General features: G+C 61.2%; 19 protein-coding genes. 17 read left to right on the top strand and 2 right to left on the bottom strand.

Annotation, left to right across the window (positions count from 1 at the left end; all coding sequences use genetic code 11):
* The first annotated feature begins 258 nt into the window (after positions 1-258).
* Genes ACUVTU_RS11980 through ACUVTU_RS11970 form a run of 3 tightly spaced genes read left to right on the top strand, consistent with a single transcriptional unit; the run spans position 259 to position 1,810 of the window.
* The gene (locus ACUVTU_RS11980) at positions 259-567 is read left to right on the top strand and encodes a DUF6922 domain-containing protein (RefSeq protein WP_445890195.1); all 309 of its coding nucleotides are present in this window, start codon (positions 259-261) and stop codon (positions 565-567) included.
* Positions 525-1,175, top strand: a complete 651-nt coding sequence (locus ACUVTU_RS11975) for a nucleotidyl transferase AbiEii/AbiGii toxin family protein (RefSeq protein WP_445890194.1) — start codon at positions 525-527, stop codon at positions 1,173-1,175. The genes ACUVTU_RS11980 and ACUVTU_RS11975 overlap by 43 nt, the downstream gene beginning before the upstream one ends.
* 5 nt (positions 1,176-1,180) lie before the next feature.
* Positions 1,181-1,810, top strand: coding sequence for a phosphoribosyltransferase (locus ACUVTU_RS11970; RefSeq protein WP_445890193.1), 630 nt, complete (start codon positions 1,181-1,183; stop codon positions 1,808-1,810).
* On the opposite strand, the gene yyaC is transcribed toward ACUVTU_RS11970, so the two are convergent.
* A complete protein-coding gene (yyaC, locus tag ACUVTU_RS11965) occupies positions 1,807-2,469 on the bottom strand; it encodes a spore protease YyaC (RefSeq protein WP_445890192.1) in 663 nt (220 codons plus the stop codon). The genes ACUVTU_RS11970 and yyaC overlap by 4 nt on opposite strands.
* Positions 2,470-2,672: 203 nt before the next feature.
* Between yyaC and ACUVTU_RS11960 the strand changes: the two genes are divergently transcribed.
* From ACUVTU_RS11960 to dnaB, 14 genes are all read left to right on the top strand, one after another.
* Positions 2,673-3,719, top strand: a complete 1,047-nt coding sequence (locus ACUVTU_RS11960) for a YkvI family membrane protein (protein ID WP_445890191.1) — start codon at positions 2,673-2,675, stop codon at positions 3,717-3,719.
* Between the two features lie 38 nt (positions 3,720-3,757).
* Positions 3,758-4,423 carry a CvpA family protein gene (locus ACUVTU_RS11955; protein ID WP_445890190.1) on the top strand — a complete coding sequence of 222 codons (666 nt, stop codon included), beginning with the start codon at positions 3,758-3,760 and terminating at the stop codon, positions 4,421-4,423.
* Positions 4,424-4,476: 53 nt separating this feature from the next.
* On the top strand, positions 4,477-5,886 hold the full coding sequence (locus ACUVTU_RS11950; protein WP_445890189.1) for an aminopeptidase: 1,410 nt from the start codon (positions 4,477-4,479) through the stop codon (positions 5,884-5,886).
* A gap of 114 nt (positions 5,887-6,000) precedes the next feature.
* The gene (locus ACUVTU_RS11945; protein WP_445890188.1) at positions 6,001-6,426 is read left to right on the top strand and encodes a nucleotidyltransferase family protein; all 426 of its coding nucleotides are present in this window, start codon (positions 6,001-6,003) and stop codon (positions 6,424-6,426) included.
* Entirely contained in the window at positions 6,371-6,889 is a 519-nt protein-coding gene (locus ACUVTU_RS11940) for a ribonuclease toxin HepT-like protein (protein ID WP_445890187.1), read from the top strand. Before ACUVTU_RS11945 ends, ACUVTU_RS11940 begins: the two co-directional genes overlap by 56 nt.
* Before the next feature lie 103 nt (positions 6,890-6,992).
* Positions 6,993-7,190 carry a DUF951 domain-containing protein gene (locus ACUVTU_RS11935; protein ID WP_445890186.1) on the top strand — a complete coding sequence of 66 codons (198 nt, stop codon included), beginning with the start codon at positions 6,993-6,995 and terminating at the stop codon, positions 7,188-7,190.
* Positions 7,191-7,366: 176 nt separating this feature from the next.
* Positions 7,367-7,654 (top strand): 30S ribosomal protein S6, encoded by a 288-nt coding sequence (rpsF, locus tag ACUVTU_RS11930; protein ID WP_445890185.1) that lies wholly within the window; start codon positions 7,367-7,369, stop codon positions 7,652-7,654.
* 33 nt (positions 7,655-7,687) lie between these two features.
* On the top strand, positions 7,688-8,245 hold the full coding sequence (locus ACUVTU_RS11925) for a single-stranded DNA-binding protein (protein WP_445890184.1): 558 nt from the start codon (positions 7,688-7,690) through the stop codon (positions 8,243-8,245).
* A 27-nt stretch (positions 8,246-8,272) separates the two neighbouring features.
* Entirely contained in the window at positions 8,273-8,503 is a 231-nt protein-coding gene (rpsR, locus tag ACUVTU_RS11920) for a 30S ribosomal protein S18 (RefSeq protein ID WP_018086902.1), read from the top strand.
* Between the two features lie 129 nt (positions 8,504-8,632).
* Complete coding sequence (locus ACUVTU_RS11915; RefSeq protein ID WP_445890183.1) at positions 8,633-8,962, top strand: MazG-like family protein; 330 nt, start codon at positions 8,633-8,635, stop codon at positions 8,960-8,962.
* A 4-nt stretch (positions 8,963-8,966) separates the two neighbouring features.
* Entirely contained in the window at positions 8,967-9,929 is a 963-nt protein-coding gene (locus ACUVTU_RS11910) for a DUF2232 domain-containing protein (RefSeq protein ID WP_445890182.1), read from the top strand.
* A gap of 53 nt (positions 9,930-9,982) precedes the next feature.
* Complete coding sequence (gene rplI, locus ACUVTU_RS11905; protein WP_445890181.1) at positions 9,983-10,429, top strand: 50S ribosomal protein L9; 447 nt, start codon at positions 9,983-9,985, stop codon at positions 10,427-10,429.
* Positions 10,430-10,582: 153 nt separating this feature from the next.
* Positions 10,583-12,490, top strand: coding sequence for a Lon family ATP-dependent protease (gene lonC / locus ACUVTU_RS11900; protein WP_445890180.1), 1,908 nt, complete (start codon positions 10,583-10,585; stop codon positions 12,488-12,490).
* A 109-nt stretch (positions 12,491-12,599) separates the two neighbouring features.
* Positions 12,600-13,928 carry a replicative DNA helicase gene (gene dnaB / locus ACUVTU_RS11895; RefSeq protein WP_445890179.1) on the top strand — a complete coding sequence of 443 codons (1,329 nt, stop codon included), beginning with the start codon at positions 12,600-12,602 and terminating at the stop codon, positions 13,926-13,928.
* Between the two features lie 137 nt (positions 13,929-14,065).
* Here the strand turns inward: dnaB and ACUVTU_RS11890 are convergent, their stop codons facing one another.
* The gene (locus tag ACUVTU_RS11890) at positions 14,066-15,085 is read right to left on the bottom strand and encodes a methyl-accepting chemotaxis protein (protein ID WP_445890178.1); all 1,020 of its coding nucleotides are present in this window, start codon (positions 15,083-15,085) and stop codon (positions 14,066-14,068) included.
* Positions 15,086-15,178: the final 93 nt, after the last annotated feature.

Here is a 15,178-nt window from a genome sequence, read left to right as displayed (position 1 = left end):
GTCCGGCACCCTGCCCGCCTGCAGCGACATTGTTCTCCATATAACATACCGACCGGTCGGTCTGGTAAGTATAATATATTTTATTTTTAATTTTCTGTCAACACACCCTGGAGCTACCCGGCACTGCAGGAAAAAATTTTCTGGCCGGCCTGTCTGGAAGAAAACGCTAAACTGGTATAATAAATGTGGGGCCCTATCTCGCCTGAATATGCCCCCGGCAGGAGATAATACCTGCCGGAAGTTTACGATTTATTATCCGTGCGGGAGGTGGACGACCGGGTGCTGCCCGAATTCACCAGACCCTTTTTCTGGGATGTGGATTTTGCCTCTTTGGATCCGGAAACAGACGATTACTTCATTATTGAAAGATTGCTGGAGCACAGCGACGACCGGAGTTTTTTCTGGCTTTTACACCGCTACCCTGAACGCCGTTTGCTGGAAGTGATCAAACACAGCCGCTCATTATCCAGAAAAACCGGCCATTTCTGGCGGTCGTATTTCAACTTGAAGCCGGGGGATGTGAAATGTTTACAGCCGCCCTTCCACCGGGTCGGGGGAAAGTTTTAGAACAGCTAGCCCGCCTACCCGCCCTGCAAAATTTTTATCTGGCCGGCGGTACTGCTGTCGCCCTGCACCTGGGTCACCGGATTTCGGAAGACCTTGATTTTTTCACGGGCCGGGAATTTGATCCGCTTGAGCTAAGACACCAGCTCCACAAATGCGGGGAATTCGCGGTTACGAATATGCAGCGGGGAACACTGCACGGGCTTTTTCACGGTGTAAAAGTAAGCTTCCTTTATTATGAACCGCCTCTCCTCTTTCCACCGGACAGGTTTGCCGGGTGTCCCATAGCCGCTCTCCCTGATCTGGCACCTATTAAACTGGATACTGTGGGCAGCCGGGGGAGCAAGAAAGATTTCATCGACCTGTATTTTATTTCGCTGTACTCCATACCGCTGATGCAGGTTTTTTCTCTCTACCGGAAAAAATATGCTCACCTGCAGATCAACCTCAAACACCTGCTAATGAGCCTGACCTATTTCGAAGATGCCGAAAAATCCCGGGAACAAATTATCCTGCTGCGCCAGGATGTCTCGTGGCCAGAGATAAAACGCTACTTTGAACAGCAGGCCAGAAATATCCTGGATGAACTGAAGAAAACCTACGGGGAGTGATCAGGGTGGTCTTTGCCGACCGCACCCATGCCGGCACCCTGCTGGCGGAAAAACTGCTCGACAAAATAGAAAAACCCGCGGTACTGCTGGCCATCCCGCGGGGAGGAGTGATTGTGGCCCGGGCCATTGCCGAAAGCTGCCACCTGCCGCTGGATCTGGTGGTGCCGCGCAAAATCGGCGCGCCCTTGCAGCCCGAAGTGGCCATCGGGGCGGTGGCCCAGGACGGCAGCACCTGGCTCAACCAGCAATTGATCCGGCGGGCCCATATCGAACAGTGTTACATCAATGAACAAATCGACCGGGCCACCGCCGAAATCAAGCGGCGCATGCGCCTGTACCGGGGCAGCGACCGCTACCCGGACTACCACAACTACCAGGCCATAGTGGTGGACGACGGCATTGCCACCGGCTACACCGTACTGGCTGCCTGCACCTTTATCCGCCGCTCGCTCCAGCCCCGCCGGCTGCTGCTGGCCGTGCCCGTGCTACCGGCGGAAATGGTGCCCGTGCTGCAGGAGCAGGTGGACGAGCTGGTCTACCTGGCCGCACCGGAGGAATTTTACGCGGTGGGCCAGTTTTACGGCGATTTCCGTCAGGTGGGCGACGATGAGGTGAAAGATGCGCTGCACCTTTAGTGGGCCAGCCCCGGGGCCGCCTGTAAGGCAGCCGCCGTCTGGCCCACCGGCACTACCGCCCCGCTCTGTTCGGACTCTCGCAGCTGGGCCAGGGCCCGGGAAAGGGCGGCGGCAATCAGTCCGGCCATGCGCACCACCACATGCAGGCGGGTATTTTGCAGCACCACATACTCCATGAATCCGCCGATATTCACAATCCCGGTGATATGCAGATCGCCCACCGGGGGCAAATTCTTATTCACACCGGCCCCGGGATTCAAAGGGCCGTCCCCGATGCTCACACAGCCCACATTTTCCAGGCGTCCCAGGCAGGCATCCACCGCGATCACCAGCGGGCGGTGCGGCGCCTTGTGCACTTCTTCCAGCACCCCGGCCAGATTGGTGGCATGCACCGGATGGGCCAGCGTCCCGTGCACTTCCACCCCGGAAGGGGCCAGACCGGACAGATAGTCGCCCACCAGCGGGCCCAGGGCATCGCCGGTGGAGCGGTCGGTACCGATGCACAGCACCACCACCCGGGAATGCGGCCGGACTCCCAGTTTATGCAAACGCACCAGCAGGTCCTGGGCGATTTTGCTCACCGCCAGCGGATCATCCATGTGCACACGGGTTTTGGCCATCTCACCGGCCGATCCGGCAGAATTCTTCAATAACGCCATTTTTCCACCCCCAAACAAACACCTGTCATATAGTATGGCCGGCTTTTCCCCGGCTTTATTCCTGCCCGGCGCTGTATTTGCATTATTTGCCATATATAATTTCCGGCATCCCACCGGTCCGTCCGCAGCACCGCGATCTAACATAATCATCCAGAAATATTCCCCGCCCCGGGCACATAAAGCTTAGGCAGGGGGGTGGGGGAATGAACCTGAAAACCGTCTTCCAGGTGGCAGCCATTTACGCCGGCAGCATCATCGGCGCTGGCTTCGCCTCCGGGCAGGAAATCCTGCAGTTTTTCATTGTGCACGGCCGCCGGGGCGTGCTGGGGGTAATTCTGGCCGCCGCCCTCTTTGCCTTTTTCGGAGCCCAGATCATGCACCTGGCCGTACAATTCCGCATGCGCAACTACCGCCAGATGCTGGTGCTGAGCCTGGGCCCGGGCATCAGCCGCTTTTTTGATCTGCTCAGCCTGCTCATGCTGGCTGGCGGTCTGCTGGTCATGCTTTCCGGCGCTGGAGCGGTGGCCAGCGAATATCTGGGGCTTTCCGGACGGCTGGGCTCCCTGCTCACTGCCCTGCTGACCGCAGCCGTGCTCTGGCGGGGCACCCGGGGGGTGGCCGAAGCCAACATGCTGCTGGTGCCGGTGAAAGCGGGCATAATTATCCTGCTCTGCCTCACCACCCTCTATCTGCAAAAGGATAACCTTACTCCGGCCGTGGCCCGGCCCGGAGCCGGCCCCGGGGGTGGCTGGCTGTTTGCCGCCCTCCTGTACGTTTCGTACAACCTGGTGGTGCCCTTGAGCGTCCTCACCTCGCTGGGCCGAGAAGTGGAGCGGCTTTCCGCCGTGCTGGGGGGTATTTGTGGCGGCCTGCTGCTGGGCCTGATCATTTTGCTTGTGACCATCACCGGCCTGTTGTATTATCCTGATATAGCCGCTTTTCAGATTCCTTTGCTGTATATTGCCGGCCAAGCCGGCAGCCTGTGGAGCAATGTGCTGGGCATACTGATCTGGCTGGCCATTTTCACCACGGCCATCGCCGACGCCCACGGCTTTGCCGCCCGGCTGGGCACCCCGGGCACGGCCCGCTACCGCCTGGCCGGCCTTGTGCTTTTGCTGGCCGCCCTGCCGCTTTCCGGACTGCCCTTTGCTGGACTGGTGAAGTACCTGTACCCGCTTTTCGGCTACCTGGGGCTGGTTTTGCTGGCCGGGCTGCTGCTTTTGCCCCTACGGCTGAGAATTGAGAAGTGAGATGTGAGAAGTGAGAAATAAAACAGGAGGGAAAGCTCATGAACTGGTTGGACTGGCTCCTGCTGGCCATCCTGCTCTGGCTGGCCTGGCGCGGCTGGCAGACCGGTCTGGTGGGCGCAGTGACCCGGGTTACCGCCGTAGTGCTGGGCCTGGCGCTGGCCCGCCAGTACTACCACCCGGCGGCGCTGTACCTGGACCGCCGCTGGCACCTGGCCGCCCTGCTGGACGGCCTGTGGAGCCGCCAGACCGCCCTGCCGGGAGCGGGCGCCGGCACGCCGGCCCTGCCGGGACTGCCCGGCGGACAGGCCCTGACCGGCCTTTTCCACGATTTACTGCTGCCGGCCTTCGCCGGCTGGCCGGGCGCCGCCCCGCAGCTGGCCCAGCTGAAGCGCGCCCTGTCCGTGGGCCTGCTGGAACTGCTGTGTTTTTTGCTCATTTTCTGGGGCGTAGCTTACCTGGTGCGCCTGGCCGGCAGGGCCGTCACCCGCCTCCTGGGGCTGGCCCTACTGGGCCCGGTCAACCGGGCCGGGGGCATGCTTTTGGGTCTGGGCACCGGCCTTTTGCTCGACCTGCTGCTGCTGGCCGTACTGCTACACGCCCACCCGGCCGTGGCTTTTCTGAGCAGCACCGGCAGCCGCCCCGACTGGCTGGGCGCCGCCCTGCAGCATTCCCTGCTGGTCAAGGCACTGGGCCAGCTGCTGTAATTTTTTCAGCCCACCGGCACAGCCAATTTCTCACAGAATGGAGATGAAGACCCTTGCCCAATATCTTTCTGGAAAACGACCAGAGCCGCTGCACCGAAACCGTCTGGGACAAAATCAGCCCGGAAGAAAAGCGCCTGATCTTCGCCCTGGGGGAAGACTACCGGGCCTTCCTCACCCGTGCCAAAACCGAGCGGCAGTGCGTACAGCACCTGGTCCGGCTGGCGGAAAAGGCCGGTTTTGAGGATCTGGCAGAGAAAACAGCCCTTGAGCCTGGCGACCTGGTTTACTACATCCACCGCCAGAAGGCCCTTTTCCTGGCCGTGATTGGCCTAGCACCCCTAACAGAAGGATGCAGGCTGATTGGCGCTCACATCGACGCCCCCCGCCTGGACTTAAAGCCCCAGCCCCTGTATGAAGACCACCTGCTGGCCCTGGCCAAGACCCACTACTACGGCGGGATCAAAAAATACCAGTGGGTGACCATTCCCCTGGCCCTGCACGGCACGGTAGTAAAAGAGGACGGCAGCATAGTGGAGCTATCCATCGGCGAACAGCCGGGCGAGCCGGTCTTCACCATCAGTGACCTCCTGCCCCACCTGGCCAGGGAACAGATGGAGAAAAAAATGTCCGAAGGCATTGGCGGAGAGGACCTGAACGCCCTGCTGGGCAGCCTGCCCGCGGCCAACCGGGAAGTGAAAAAACGCTTCAAAGAGCATGTGAAAGAAGTGCTGCAGGAGAAATACGACCTCTCCGAGGAGGATCTGATCAGCGCCGAACTCTGCCTGGTACCGGCCTGGCCGGCCCGGGACGTGGGACTGGACCGCGGCCTGATAGGGGGGTACGGACAGGACGACCGGGTATGCGCCTACACCGCCGCCCGGGCCCTGCTGGAACAAACCGTCCCACCCCAAACTGCTGTGCTGATACTGGCCGACCGGGAGGAAACCGGCAGCGAGGGCAACACCGGACTGTTTTCCGTGTTGCTGGAAAACTTTCTGCTGCGCCTGCTGGCGGCCGGCGGCCATACCCCCGACCTGGCCACCGTGCGCCGCTGCCTTTCGGCCAGCTGCGCCTTGAGCGCCGACGTCAACGCCGCCCTGGACCCCAACTACGAGCAGGTGCTGGACAAGCTGAACGCCGCGCGGCTGGGGGGCGGCGTGGTGCTGACCAGATACACCGGCGTGCGGGGCAAAAGCGGCACCAGTGAAGCCAGCGCCGGCTTTCTGGCCGCCCTGCGCCGCCTGTTCAACCAGCAGGGCATTTACTGGCAGACCGGCGAACTGGGCCGGGTGGACCAGGGCGGCGGCGGCACCATCGCCTACCTGCTGGCCTACTATGATCTGGAAGTGGTGGACTGCGGTGTGCCCCTTTTAAGCATGCACTCCCCCTTTGAGGTAGCCAGCAAGCTGGACATCTACATGGCCTACAAAGCCTACCGCGCCTTCTGGGCCGGGGAATTATAGGCCCGCAAAATATGCCCTGTCCAATGCTTGCCCGCTTGCTCCAATCCAGATAAACTGAAAATAAGCCTCAGCAATGCCCGCGCTGATTTAACACCGGAGGGCAGGTGTGTTCCAGTGAGCACAGCCAAACATGTTATGACCTGGGAGGAGTACTTACCTTACCACCTGCAACAGGCCCGCAGGGAAAAGCAAGCCCGCCTGGCCTATCAACAAGCAGCTCTACACAGGGTGGAACAGCTAGCCCGGGAGTTGCCCCGGCAGTTTCCCCTGCAACGCATCTATCTTTTTGGTTCATTGCTGGAAGAAAGCTTTTCCCTACATTCAGATATAGATATTGCCATAGCCGGCCTGCCCGCAAAATTACACTTTAAAGCAATTACTTTTGCGGAAAAAATTGCCCATCCTTATGCCATAGATGTAGTATTGCTGGAAGAAGCTCCCTTATCCCTGTGGAATAAAATAATTTCCAGCGGAGTGGTGATCTTTGAGTCTGGAAAAGGCCCATGCCTACCGAAGCCTGCTGGGGGACCTGGAGGATAAAATGTCGGCTCTGGACACCCTGGCCCACAAAATCCAGGCCCTGGGGCTGGAAATAGACCGTACTTTGGGTAAGGTTCCCGAAGAAAAGCTGATGGCTCTGGCCGGATATTTACACCACTTTTATACGGGTGTGGAGGATGTTTTAGCGCGTATCATCAAAATTGTCGACGGGTACCTGCCCCGTTCCGGGGACTGGCATACAGAAATATTATACTTAAGTTCACGCCCCACCCCGGGGATCAGGCCGGCCATCCTTTCTGCCGAATTGCATGAAATCCTGACAGATTATAAAGCCTTCCGTCATCTATACCGCCACGCCTATGCCCGGGAACTGCGATGGAAAAAGATGGACCACCTGGCTTTGAATATCATGGAGGTTTGGAAGGCCTGGCAAAAAAGCATTGGAACATTCACCCAATTCCTGCAGAAAATCTTGCAGGTTCTGGAACAAAACCAGTCCTGAAAGCGCTTTTCAGCAACATTCCTCATAAAATCGACGCACTTTAGAATGCATATTCAACCTGATTCTATGTAAATGCCGTATAAAGCACAAGGATGGGATACCTATGGAACGACCCGCTTACCAGGTGGGCGATGTGGTGCGCCTGCGCAAAACCCACCCCTGCGGGGGCAGCGAATGGGAAATACTGCGCACGGGCATCGACTTCCGCATCAAATGCCTCACCTGCGGCCGGATGCTGCTCCTGCCCCGGCCCCAGTTTGAAAAAAGTGTCCGCAGCCTGGTGCGGCGGGCGGAGCGCTAAATATTCTTGCCACAGCCGGCTCTTTATGCTATAATTTTCAAGTCGCCGGAGGGGCCCTACTGCCGCTCCGGCCCGCCCGGCTCCCGCCCAGGGAGGACCGGGCCAGTGAAATTTCCGCCCTGCTCTACTCAGCGCAGTAGGGCCGTTTAGTCCGCGGGGAGGGGGTGAAAAGCAAGATGCGCAAGTACGAAGTGGTCTTTATTCTGCACCCGGAACTGGACGAAGAAAAAGCCAGCGAAGTAGTGGAGAAGTTCAAAGCCCTGATCGCTGCCAACGGCGGGGAAGTGACCCAGGTGGACAAATGGGGCAAACGCCGCCTGGCCTATGAAATCAAGCACCTGCGCGAAGGGCTGTACTATGTGCTCAAGTTCAGCGCCGGGCCGCAGCTGGCCAAGGAACTGGACCGGGTGATGAAGATTACCGACGAAATCGTGCGCCACATCATTGTGCGCGAGGACGAATAAGAACCGAAAAGACCGGGGCGGGGTGTTTTGAGTATGTACAATAAAGTTATTCTGGCCGGCAGGCTGGTGGCCGATCCGGAAATGCGTTACACGCCGGGCGGCATGGCCGTGTGCCAGTTCCGGCTGGCGGTGGACAGACCTTTCAGCAACAAGCAGGGCGAACGCGAAACCGACTTTATTGACATCATCGCCTGGCAAAAACTGGCTGAACTGTGTCAGACCTACCTGAAAAAGGGCCGCCTCACCCTGGTGGAAGGGCGCCTGCAGATCCGGTCCTATGACGATAAACAGGGCATCCGCCGCCGCACGGCCGAGGTAATCGCCTCGGATGTGCGTTTTATCGACCGCGCTCCGGCTACCGGAACCACGGCGGCCGGCCCCGGCCCCGAAGCCGCCCTGCCAGGAGCCGGTCATAGCGGACCGGGCGCACCGACCTGGGGCTCCGCACCCGGCGGACCGCCGGGCAGCTGGCCCCCGCCGCCCGGCGGTCCGGGCCAGCCCGGCTGGGGCAGTCCGGCCAGAAGTCCCGCCGATGACCTGGAACACTTCAGCACCGAAGTGAGCTACAACAACGACGACCTGCCCTTTTAACGGCCGAGAGAAAGGAGCCAAAATGCCATGCGTCGGGAAAGAGGACGTCGCGGCAAAAAGCGGGTTTGCAGTTTTTGCGTGGACAAAATTGACCGCATTGACTTCAAAGACGTGCCGCGCTTGAAAAAGTTCATCACCGAACGGGGCAAAATCCTGCCCCGGCGGATTTCGGGCAACTGCGCCCACCACCAGCGCATGCTGACGGTGGCCATCAAGCGGGCCCGCAACATCGCCCTGCTGCCCTTTACAGCTGAATAAAGCGCTTGCCAGAAAAAGGGGGGGATGGCCCCCCTTTTTCGCTATCACCAACAAATACAAGCAGGACTTTGCCGGCCGGGCGACGAAAATCACTTTGTTAACCCACCCGGCCGGAAAGGAGGATGCCCCATGCCCTTTGCCGGCAAGGAAACCGGCATTGCCCGGAATATGAAAATGATCGAGTGGCTGAAGGTGGATCTGCTCTCCTCGGTCACCGCCCTTTTCCGGGGCATGGCCCGGGCCAGCGAAGAACTGATCCTGGAAGCCCTGACCGGCATCATGATCACCTGCTATGTGCTGGCCCGGCGGCTGGGCCTGAGCTTTTCCCGCCTGGACCTGCACCTTATGGCCCGGCTGCAGGCGGGTGTAGAAGGCGGCCCGGCCGGGGAAGAATGGTACCAGGATTTCGCCGCGCTGCAGGAGTACCTGCTCTCGCGCCAATCCTCCCCGAAGAGGTGATCGCTTGCGTCTTTCCTTAAGCAGTCGCGCCATTACCGAAGGGGCCCTGGCCGCGGCCCTTACGGCCATTTTAGGCCTTTTGGGCATGTATGTGCCCTTTTTCTACCCGCTCAGCCTGGTGGCCATACCCCTGCCCCTGGCCCTGTTAGTGCTGCGGCACAATTTTTCCACTGCCCTCACCGCCACCCTGATCACCGCCGCAGTGCTTTTTCTCCTGCTGGGGCACCCGCTGGCGGTGCTGTTTTTAATCATCCAAACCGGCCCCCTGGGCCTTTTACTGGGCCTTTTGCTCAAAAACCGGGTCAATTTCGGCCCCGCCCTGGCGGTGCTCAGTCTGACCTCGGTGCTGCTCACCCTGCTCACCCTGGGCCTGACCTTTCTGTTTACCGGGATAAATCCCCTGGCCGCCGGCGAGGAAATGACCCGCACCATGCAGCGGGCCCTGGAATTTTACCAGGCCAGCGGCCTTTTGAGCGGTCCGACCCTGGAACAGACCCGGCAGGCGCTGGAACAGGCCCTGCACCTGGCCCTGCTGCTTTTGCCAGCCAACCTGGTGATCTGGTCGGTGGTGCTGGTTTACTTCACCTATGTGCTGGCAGTGGCGGTATTAAGGCGCCTGGGCTACCACTCCCTGGCCCCCGTGCCCGCCCTGCGCCACTGGCGCTGGCCCTGGTATGTGGTCTGGGCGGCCATTTGCGGCCTGGGAGCGCTTTTGCTGGGTGACTACACCGGCCGCACCTGGCTGACCGCGGCCGGCCAGAACCTGCTGTACGCGGCGGGGTTTTTATACCTGATTATCGGTATGTCCGTGGTCTCCTTCCACCTGGGCCGCCGGCCCTGGCCGCGCTGGATCAAAATACTGCTGGTGCTGACCGCCTTCTTTTACTGGCCGGTATTTCTGGCCGCCCTGGTCACCCTGGGCCTTTTAGACCCGCTTTTCCACCTGCGCCGCACTGGTGAGAAGTGAGAGGTGAGAGGTGGGAAGTAAGAAGAATATGTTGCCGGCGAGGTGATGATGATATGAAAGTGATTCTGCTGCAAGATGTGAAAGGCCACGGCCAAAAGGGCGCCGTGGTGGAAGTGTCCGACGGCTACGCCCGCAACTACCTGCTGCCCCGCCAGCTGGCCGTGGAGGCCACCCCGGGCCGGCTCAAAGAACACGCCCAGCAGCAGGCGGCCCGGCAAAACCGCCGGGAAAGGGAGCTGGCCGCCGCCCGGGAACTGGCCGCCCGCTTAAGCGCTTTGCACCTGACTATCAGCGCCCGGGTAGGGGAGGGGGGCAAGCTGTTCGGGGCCATCAGCAATAAGGACATCGCCGCAGCCCTGGAAAAACAGCAGGGCATCACTATAGACAAAAAGAAAATCGTGCTCAAAGAGCCGGTGAAAAGCACCGGCGAGTACACGGTCACGGTCAAGCTCTACCCCGAAGTGCAGGCCGAACTGCGCATCCAGGTCACGGGCACCTAGATCTGGCCGGTAATTGGTCTTAAAACCTCCCACCATTTCGTACCGGCGGGTATCCCCCGGCCGGAAGACGGCCCGGTCAGGGGCGGTACGGCCGCCCGGGGAAGATACCCGCCCCGGAAAACTTCACGGATAGCACTGGAAAGGGGACAGCATGTGCACACATCCACCGCTGGTAAATCCGGACAAAAAAACCGCCTGACCCGGCTGGAAAAGAAAATCGCCTCGCTTTACAGCCTGCTGGCCGACCTGTACGGCCCGGACAAGCTGGTGCTGCGGGGCGGCAAACTGGGCGCCTTAAAGCTGATGCGCTCGGCAGACCCGGCTGAACAGGTGCTGGGACTGCAGCGCCTGATTTATGAAGACCCCACCCTGGATCAGGTGCCGGAAGTCACCCGCATACCCTCGATCATCAGTTTACTGGAAGACGAACTGGCGGAAATCATCGCCCGCCGCACTGTGGAAGACGAGCTGGAGAAAAAGATCAACGACCGCCTGCGGGAACGCCATGAGGAATATGTCAAGGAGATCCGCCTGCAGGTGATGAAGGAAAACAGCGGGGCGGAAAACGCCCGCACGCTGAAAAAGCTGGCCGTGCTGGAAAAAATGGAGAGCAAGCAGCTGGCCCGTACCGCCATGGAGTTTTTGCGCCCGCGCCGCCTGGAGGAAATCGTAGGGCAGGAGCAGGCCGTGCAGGCGCTTTTGGCCAAACTGGCCTCGCCCTATCCCCAGCACGTGCTGCTCTACGGGCCGCCCGGCGTGGGCAAAACCACGGCCGCCCGCCTGGCCCTGGAAGCCGCCCGCCGGCTCCCCCACAGCCCCTTTGCCGCCGATGCGCCCTTTGTGGAGGTAAACGGCGCCGTGCTGCGCTGGGATCCGCGGGAGGTGACCAACCCGCTGCTGGGCTCGGTGCACGACCCCATCTACCAGGGCGCCCGGCGGGACCTGGCCGACAGCGGCGTGCCCGAACCCAAACTGGGCCTGGTCAGCGAGGCCCACGGCGGCGTGCTCTTTATCGATGAAATTGGCGAAATGGACCCGCTGCTGCAGAGCAAACTCCTGAAAGTGCTGGAAGACCGGCGCGTCTATTTCGATTCCTCCTACTACGATCCCCATGACCCGCAGGTGCCCAGCTATGTGCGCAAACTGTTTGAGGATGGTGCACCGGCGGATTTTGTTTTGATCGGTGCCACCACCCGGGAGCCCGAAGAAGTTAGCCCCGCCCTGCGCTCGCGCTGCGCCGAAATCTTCTTTCAGCCCCTTACGCCGGCCGAGCTGGTGCAAATAGTGCGCCAGGCCGCCCGCAAGCTCAAGGCCAGCTTAAAGCCGGGCGCGGCCGAATTGATTGCCCAATATACCATGGAAGGGCGCAAAGCCATCAACATTCTGGCCGACGCCTACAGCCTGGCCCGGGCCCGCCAGCCGGAAAGCAGCCGGGCCCGGCCGGCCATCGACCGGGAGCTGGTCATGCAGGTGCTGCAGGCCTCCCGCCTAACGCCTTACGTGACCACCCGGGCCAGCGCCGCCCGCGAAGTGGGCAAAATCCTGGGCCTGGGCGTGGCCGGCTTTCTGGGCAGCGTGCTGGAATTCGAAGCCGTGGCCTTCCCGGCGGCTCGGGCCGGCCAGGGCAGCATCCGCTTCAATGAAACCGCCGGCTCCATGGCCCGGGACGCCGTCTTCAACGCCGCCACCCTGCTGCGGGGCGTCAGCGGGCAGGACCTGTCCGAATATGACCTGCACATCAATGTGGTGGGCGGCGGGCGCATTGACGGCCCCTCGGCCGGACTGGCCCTCTTTCTGGTGATCTACAGCGCCATCAACCAGATCCCCCTGCCCCAGGACGTGGCCGTCACCGGCGAGGTTTCCCTGCGCGGCCAGGTGCGGGCGGTAGGCAGCATTGCGGAAAAGATTTACGGCGCCCGCCAGGCCGGGGTAAAGAGGGTGTTATTGCCGACTGAAAACGCCGCCGAAGTGCCGGCCGGCCTTACCGGCATCCAGGTGGTGCCGGTGCAGGATGTGCGGCAGGCACTGGCAGCGCTGGAGCTGCCGGCGGGGACCAGCTAACCGGCCTGCTCCGGCCAGCAAACCGACCGGAGCGAGCTGTTCCATGCTTCCGCATCGGGATAGCTCAAGGCACAGGAAAATGCCCAATGGTTACAGGGAGAAAAACACCATGCCCCAGTATGAACAAATGCCCCAGAACATTGACGCCGAACAGGCGGTGCTGGGGGCCATCTTTCTGGATCAAGAAGCCCTGGCCAAAGTGGCCCGCTTCTTAAAACCCGACGACTTCTACCTGGAAAGCCACAAGCTGATTTACGCCACCATGCTGCAGCTGGACGAAGCCGGCCGGCCGCCCGACCTGATCACGGTGGCCGAGCACCTGCGCCAGCAGGGCGTGCTGGAAAAGGTGGGCGGCGTGACCTATATCGCCACCCTGGCCGGCCTGGTGCCCACCGCCCTGCACGCCGAGCACTACGCCCGCATCGTGGAGGAAAAGTCCCTGGTGCGCCAGCTGATCAGCGCCGCCACCCGCATTGCCGGCATGGGCTACGAGGGCAAGGAGGCAGCCGAGCGGCTGATTGACGAAGCCGAACGCCTGCTCATGGACCTGGCCGGCCGGCGCGCTCTGGGCGACTTCAGCTCGCTGGAGGAAGTGCTGCAGGAAATCTTCCGCCTCATTGAGCACCGCTACCAGAACCAGGGTAAAATCAGCGGCGTGCTGACCGGCTTTGTGGACCTAGACCGCCTGCTCTGCGGCCTGCAGCCGGGCGACCTGGTGATCATCGCCGGCCGCCCGGCCATGGGCAAGACCAGCTTCGGCATGACCGTAGCCCACAACGCCGCCTTAAAACACCAGGTACCCGTGGCTGTCTTCAGCCTGGAGATGTCCCGGGCCCAGCTGGTGCAAAGAGTGCTGTGCGCCGAGGCCATGGTGGACCAGCAAAAAGTGCGCAGCGGCTACCTCACGCCCGAGGACTGGAGCCGCCTGGCCGACGCCTCACTGCGCCTTTCCCGGGCGCCGCTGTTCATTGACGACTCGGCCGGCCTGTCGGTGCGCCAGCTCAAGTCCCGGGCCCGCCGCCTGAAAAACGAAAAGGGCCTGGGCCTGGTGGTGGTGGACTACCTGCAGCTGCTCACCGCCAACCGGCGGGTGGAAAACCGCCAGCAGGAAATTGCCGACATCTCCCGCTCCTTAAAAGCGGCGGCCAAGGACCTGGAAGTGCCGGTGATCGCCCTGGCCCAGCTCAGCCGCTCGGTGGAAAGCCGCCAGGACAAGCGGCCAATCATGTCCGACCTGCGGGAAAGCGGCAGCCTGGAGCAAGACGCCGATGTGGTCATGTTCATCTACCGCGAGGAGTACTACAAACCGGACAGCGAGAAAAAGGGCATTGCCGAAATCATTGTAGCCAAACAGCGCAACGGCCCCACCGGCGTGGTGGAGCTGGCCTTCTTGAAGGAGTTCACCCGCTTTATGAACCTGGCCCGGGAAGCCGTGTAAAGGTGCATAAACACGCGGGATTTACCCGTACAGCAGGACAGTATAAAGCCCCGGAAACCGTGGGATGGTTTCCGGGGCGGCATTTTTTTACGGGTCAAAGGCCCCCGAGGCCGCTGGCACCCGGCCTCGCCGGGCAGTTAAACTTTAAACCGCTGCACCATATCCTGCAGCTCCACCGCCAGGCGGCCCAGCACCTCGGCCGATGCCGACACTTCCTGGTTGGTGGCGCTCTGCTCTTCCACGGTGGCCGCTACATCCTGCACGGCCCCGTTCACCTGGGCCACCGCTTCCTGAATCTGCTGCACCCGTTCGGCCAGTTTTTCCACCTGGGCGATGATTTCCCCGAACATGGCCCCGGCTTCCCGGGTGCTGGCCACACTGCCGCTCACCTCGGCCGCGCTGTCGCTCACCTGCTCCACCACGGCAAACATTTCATTTTGCAGTTCGTTAATCAGCTGCATGATCTGCCGGGCCGCGCCGGCCGACTCCTCGGCCAGCTTGCGCACCTCTTCGGCCACCACAGCAAAGCCCCGCCCGGCCTCGCCGGCCCGGGCCGCCTCAATGGCCGCGTTTAAAGCCAGCAGGTTGGTCTGCTCGGCAATGCCGGTAATCAGCTGGCTGATCTGGCCCACCCCCTGCATGCGGTTGGCCAGCTGGCCGATGGCCTGGCCGATCTGGCGGGTAGCCTGCTCCAACCTTTCAGCGCTGCTGTTCATCTCGGCCAGTTTGGCACTGCCCTGCTGGGCCCGGGTAGTGGTGGCCTGGGCCTCCAGCAGCACCTCGCCCGCGCCCAGATTCACCTGCTCCATGGTGGCGGCAATCTGGCTCACCGTAGAAGCAGCGGCCGTAGCGGCGGCCGAGGTCTGCTGGGCGTTGGCCGTCAGCTGCTGGGCCGAAGAGCTCACACTGATGCTCTTGCCCTCGATCTCCCTAAGCAGGCCGGCCACAATCTCGCGCATGCGGTTAAAGCCCTCTACCAACTGACCGAACTCATCCCCGCTGCGGTATTCCACCCGGGCACCGGCCAGGTTGCCTTCCGCCAGCAGGTGCACCGAATGCAGCAAAAGGCGCAGCGGCCGCACTACCATCCGGGCGATAATATAAGCCAGAGCGCACAGCACGGCCACAAACAAAAGGCTGCTGCCCAAGGTGCGCATGCGCGCCGCCGCCAGCTGGCGGTAAGTATTGTCTATAGCCTGAATCCGTGAAATAAATTTTTAAAAACCATTGATATTCTGCGATATTTAAAG

Source organism: Desulfurispora sp. (assembly GCF_052744395.1).
This window is presented reverse-complemented; position numbering and strand designations above follow the sequence as displayed.

Bases quoted from the DNA above. Each gene is read 5' to 3' on its own strand.
- ACUVTU_RS11975 (WP_445890194.1), top strand. From the start codon at position 525: ATGTTTACAGCCGCCCTTCCACCGGGTCGGGGGAAAGTTTTAGAACAG.
- yyaC (WP_445890192.1), bottom strand. From the start codon at position 2,469: ATGGCGTTATTGAAGAATTCTGCCGGATCGGCCGGTGAGATGGCCAAA.
- ACUVTU_RS11960 (WP_445890191.1), top strand. From the start codon at position 2,673: ATGAACCTGAAAACCGTCTTCCAGGTGGCAGCCATTTACGCCGGCAGC.
- ACUVTU_RS11955 (WP_445890190.1), top strand. From the start codon at position 3,758: ATGAACTGGTTGGACTGGCTCCTGCTGGCCATCCTGCTCTGGCTGGCC.
- ACUVTU_RS11935 (WP_445890186.1), top strand. From the start codon at position 6,993: ATGGAACGACCCGCTTACCAGGTGGGCGATGTGGTGCGCCTGCGCAAA.
- rpsF (WP_445890185.1), top strand. From the start codon at position 7,367: ATGCGCAAGTACGAAGTGGTCTTTATTCTGCACCCGGAACTGGACGAA.
- ACUVTU_RS11925 (WP_445890184.1), top strand. From the start codon at position 7,688: ATGTACAATAAAGTTATTCTGGCCGGCAGGCTGGTGGCCGATCCGGAA.
- rpsR (WP_018086902.1), top strand. From the start codon at position 8,273: ATGCGTCGGGAAAGAGGACGTCGCGGCAAAAAGCGGGTTTGCAGTTTT.
- ACUVTU_RS11915 (WP_445890183.1), top strand. From the start codon at position 8,633: ATGCCCTTTGCCGGCAAGGAAACCGGCATTGCCCGGAATATGAAAATG.
- rplI (WP_445890181.1), top strand. From the start codon at position 9,983: ATGAAAGTGATTCTGCTGCAAGATGTGAAAGGCCACGGCCAAAAGGGC.
- dnaB (WP_445890179.1), top strand. From the start codon at position 12,600: ATGCCCCAGTATGAACAAATGCCCCAGAACATTGACGCCGAACAGGCG.
- ACUVTU_RS11890 (WP_445890178.1), bottom strand. From the start codon at position 15,085: ATGCGCACCTTGGGCAGCAGCCTTTTGTTTGTGGCCGTGCTGTGCGCT.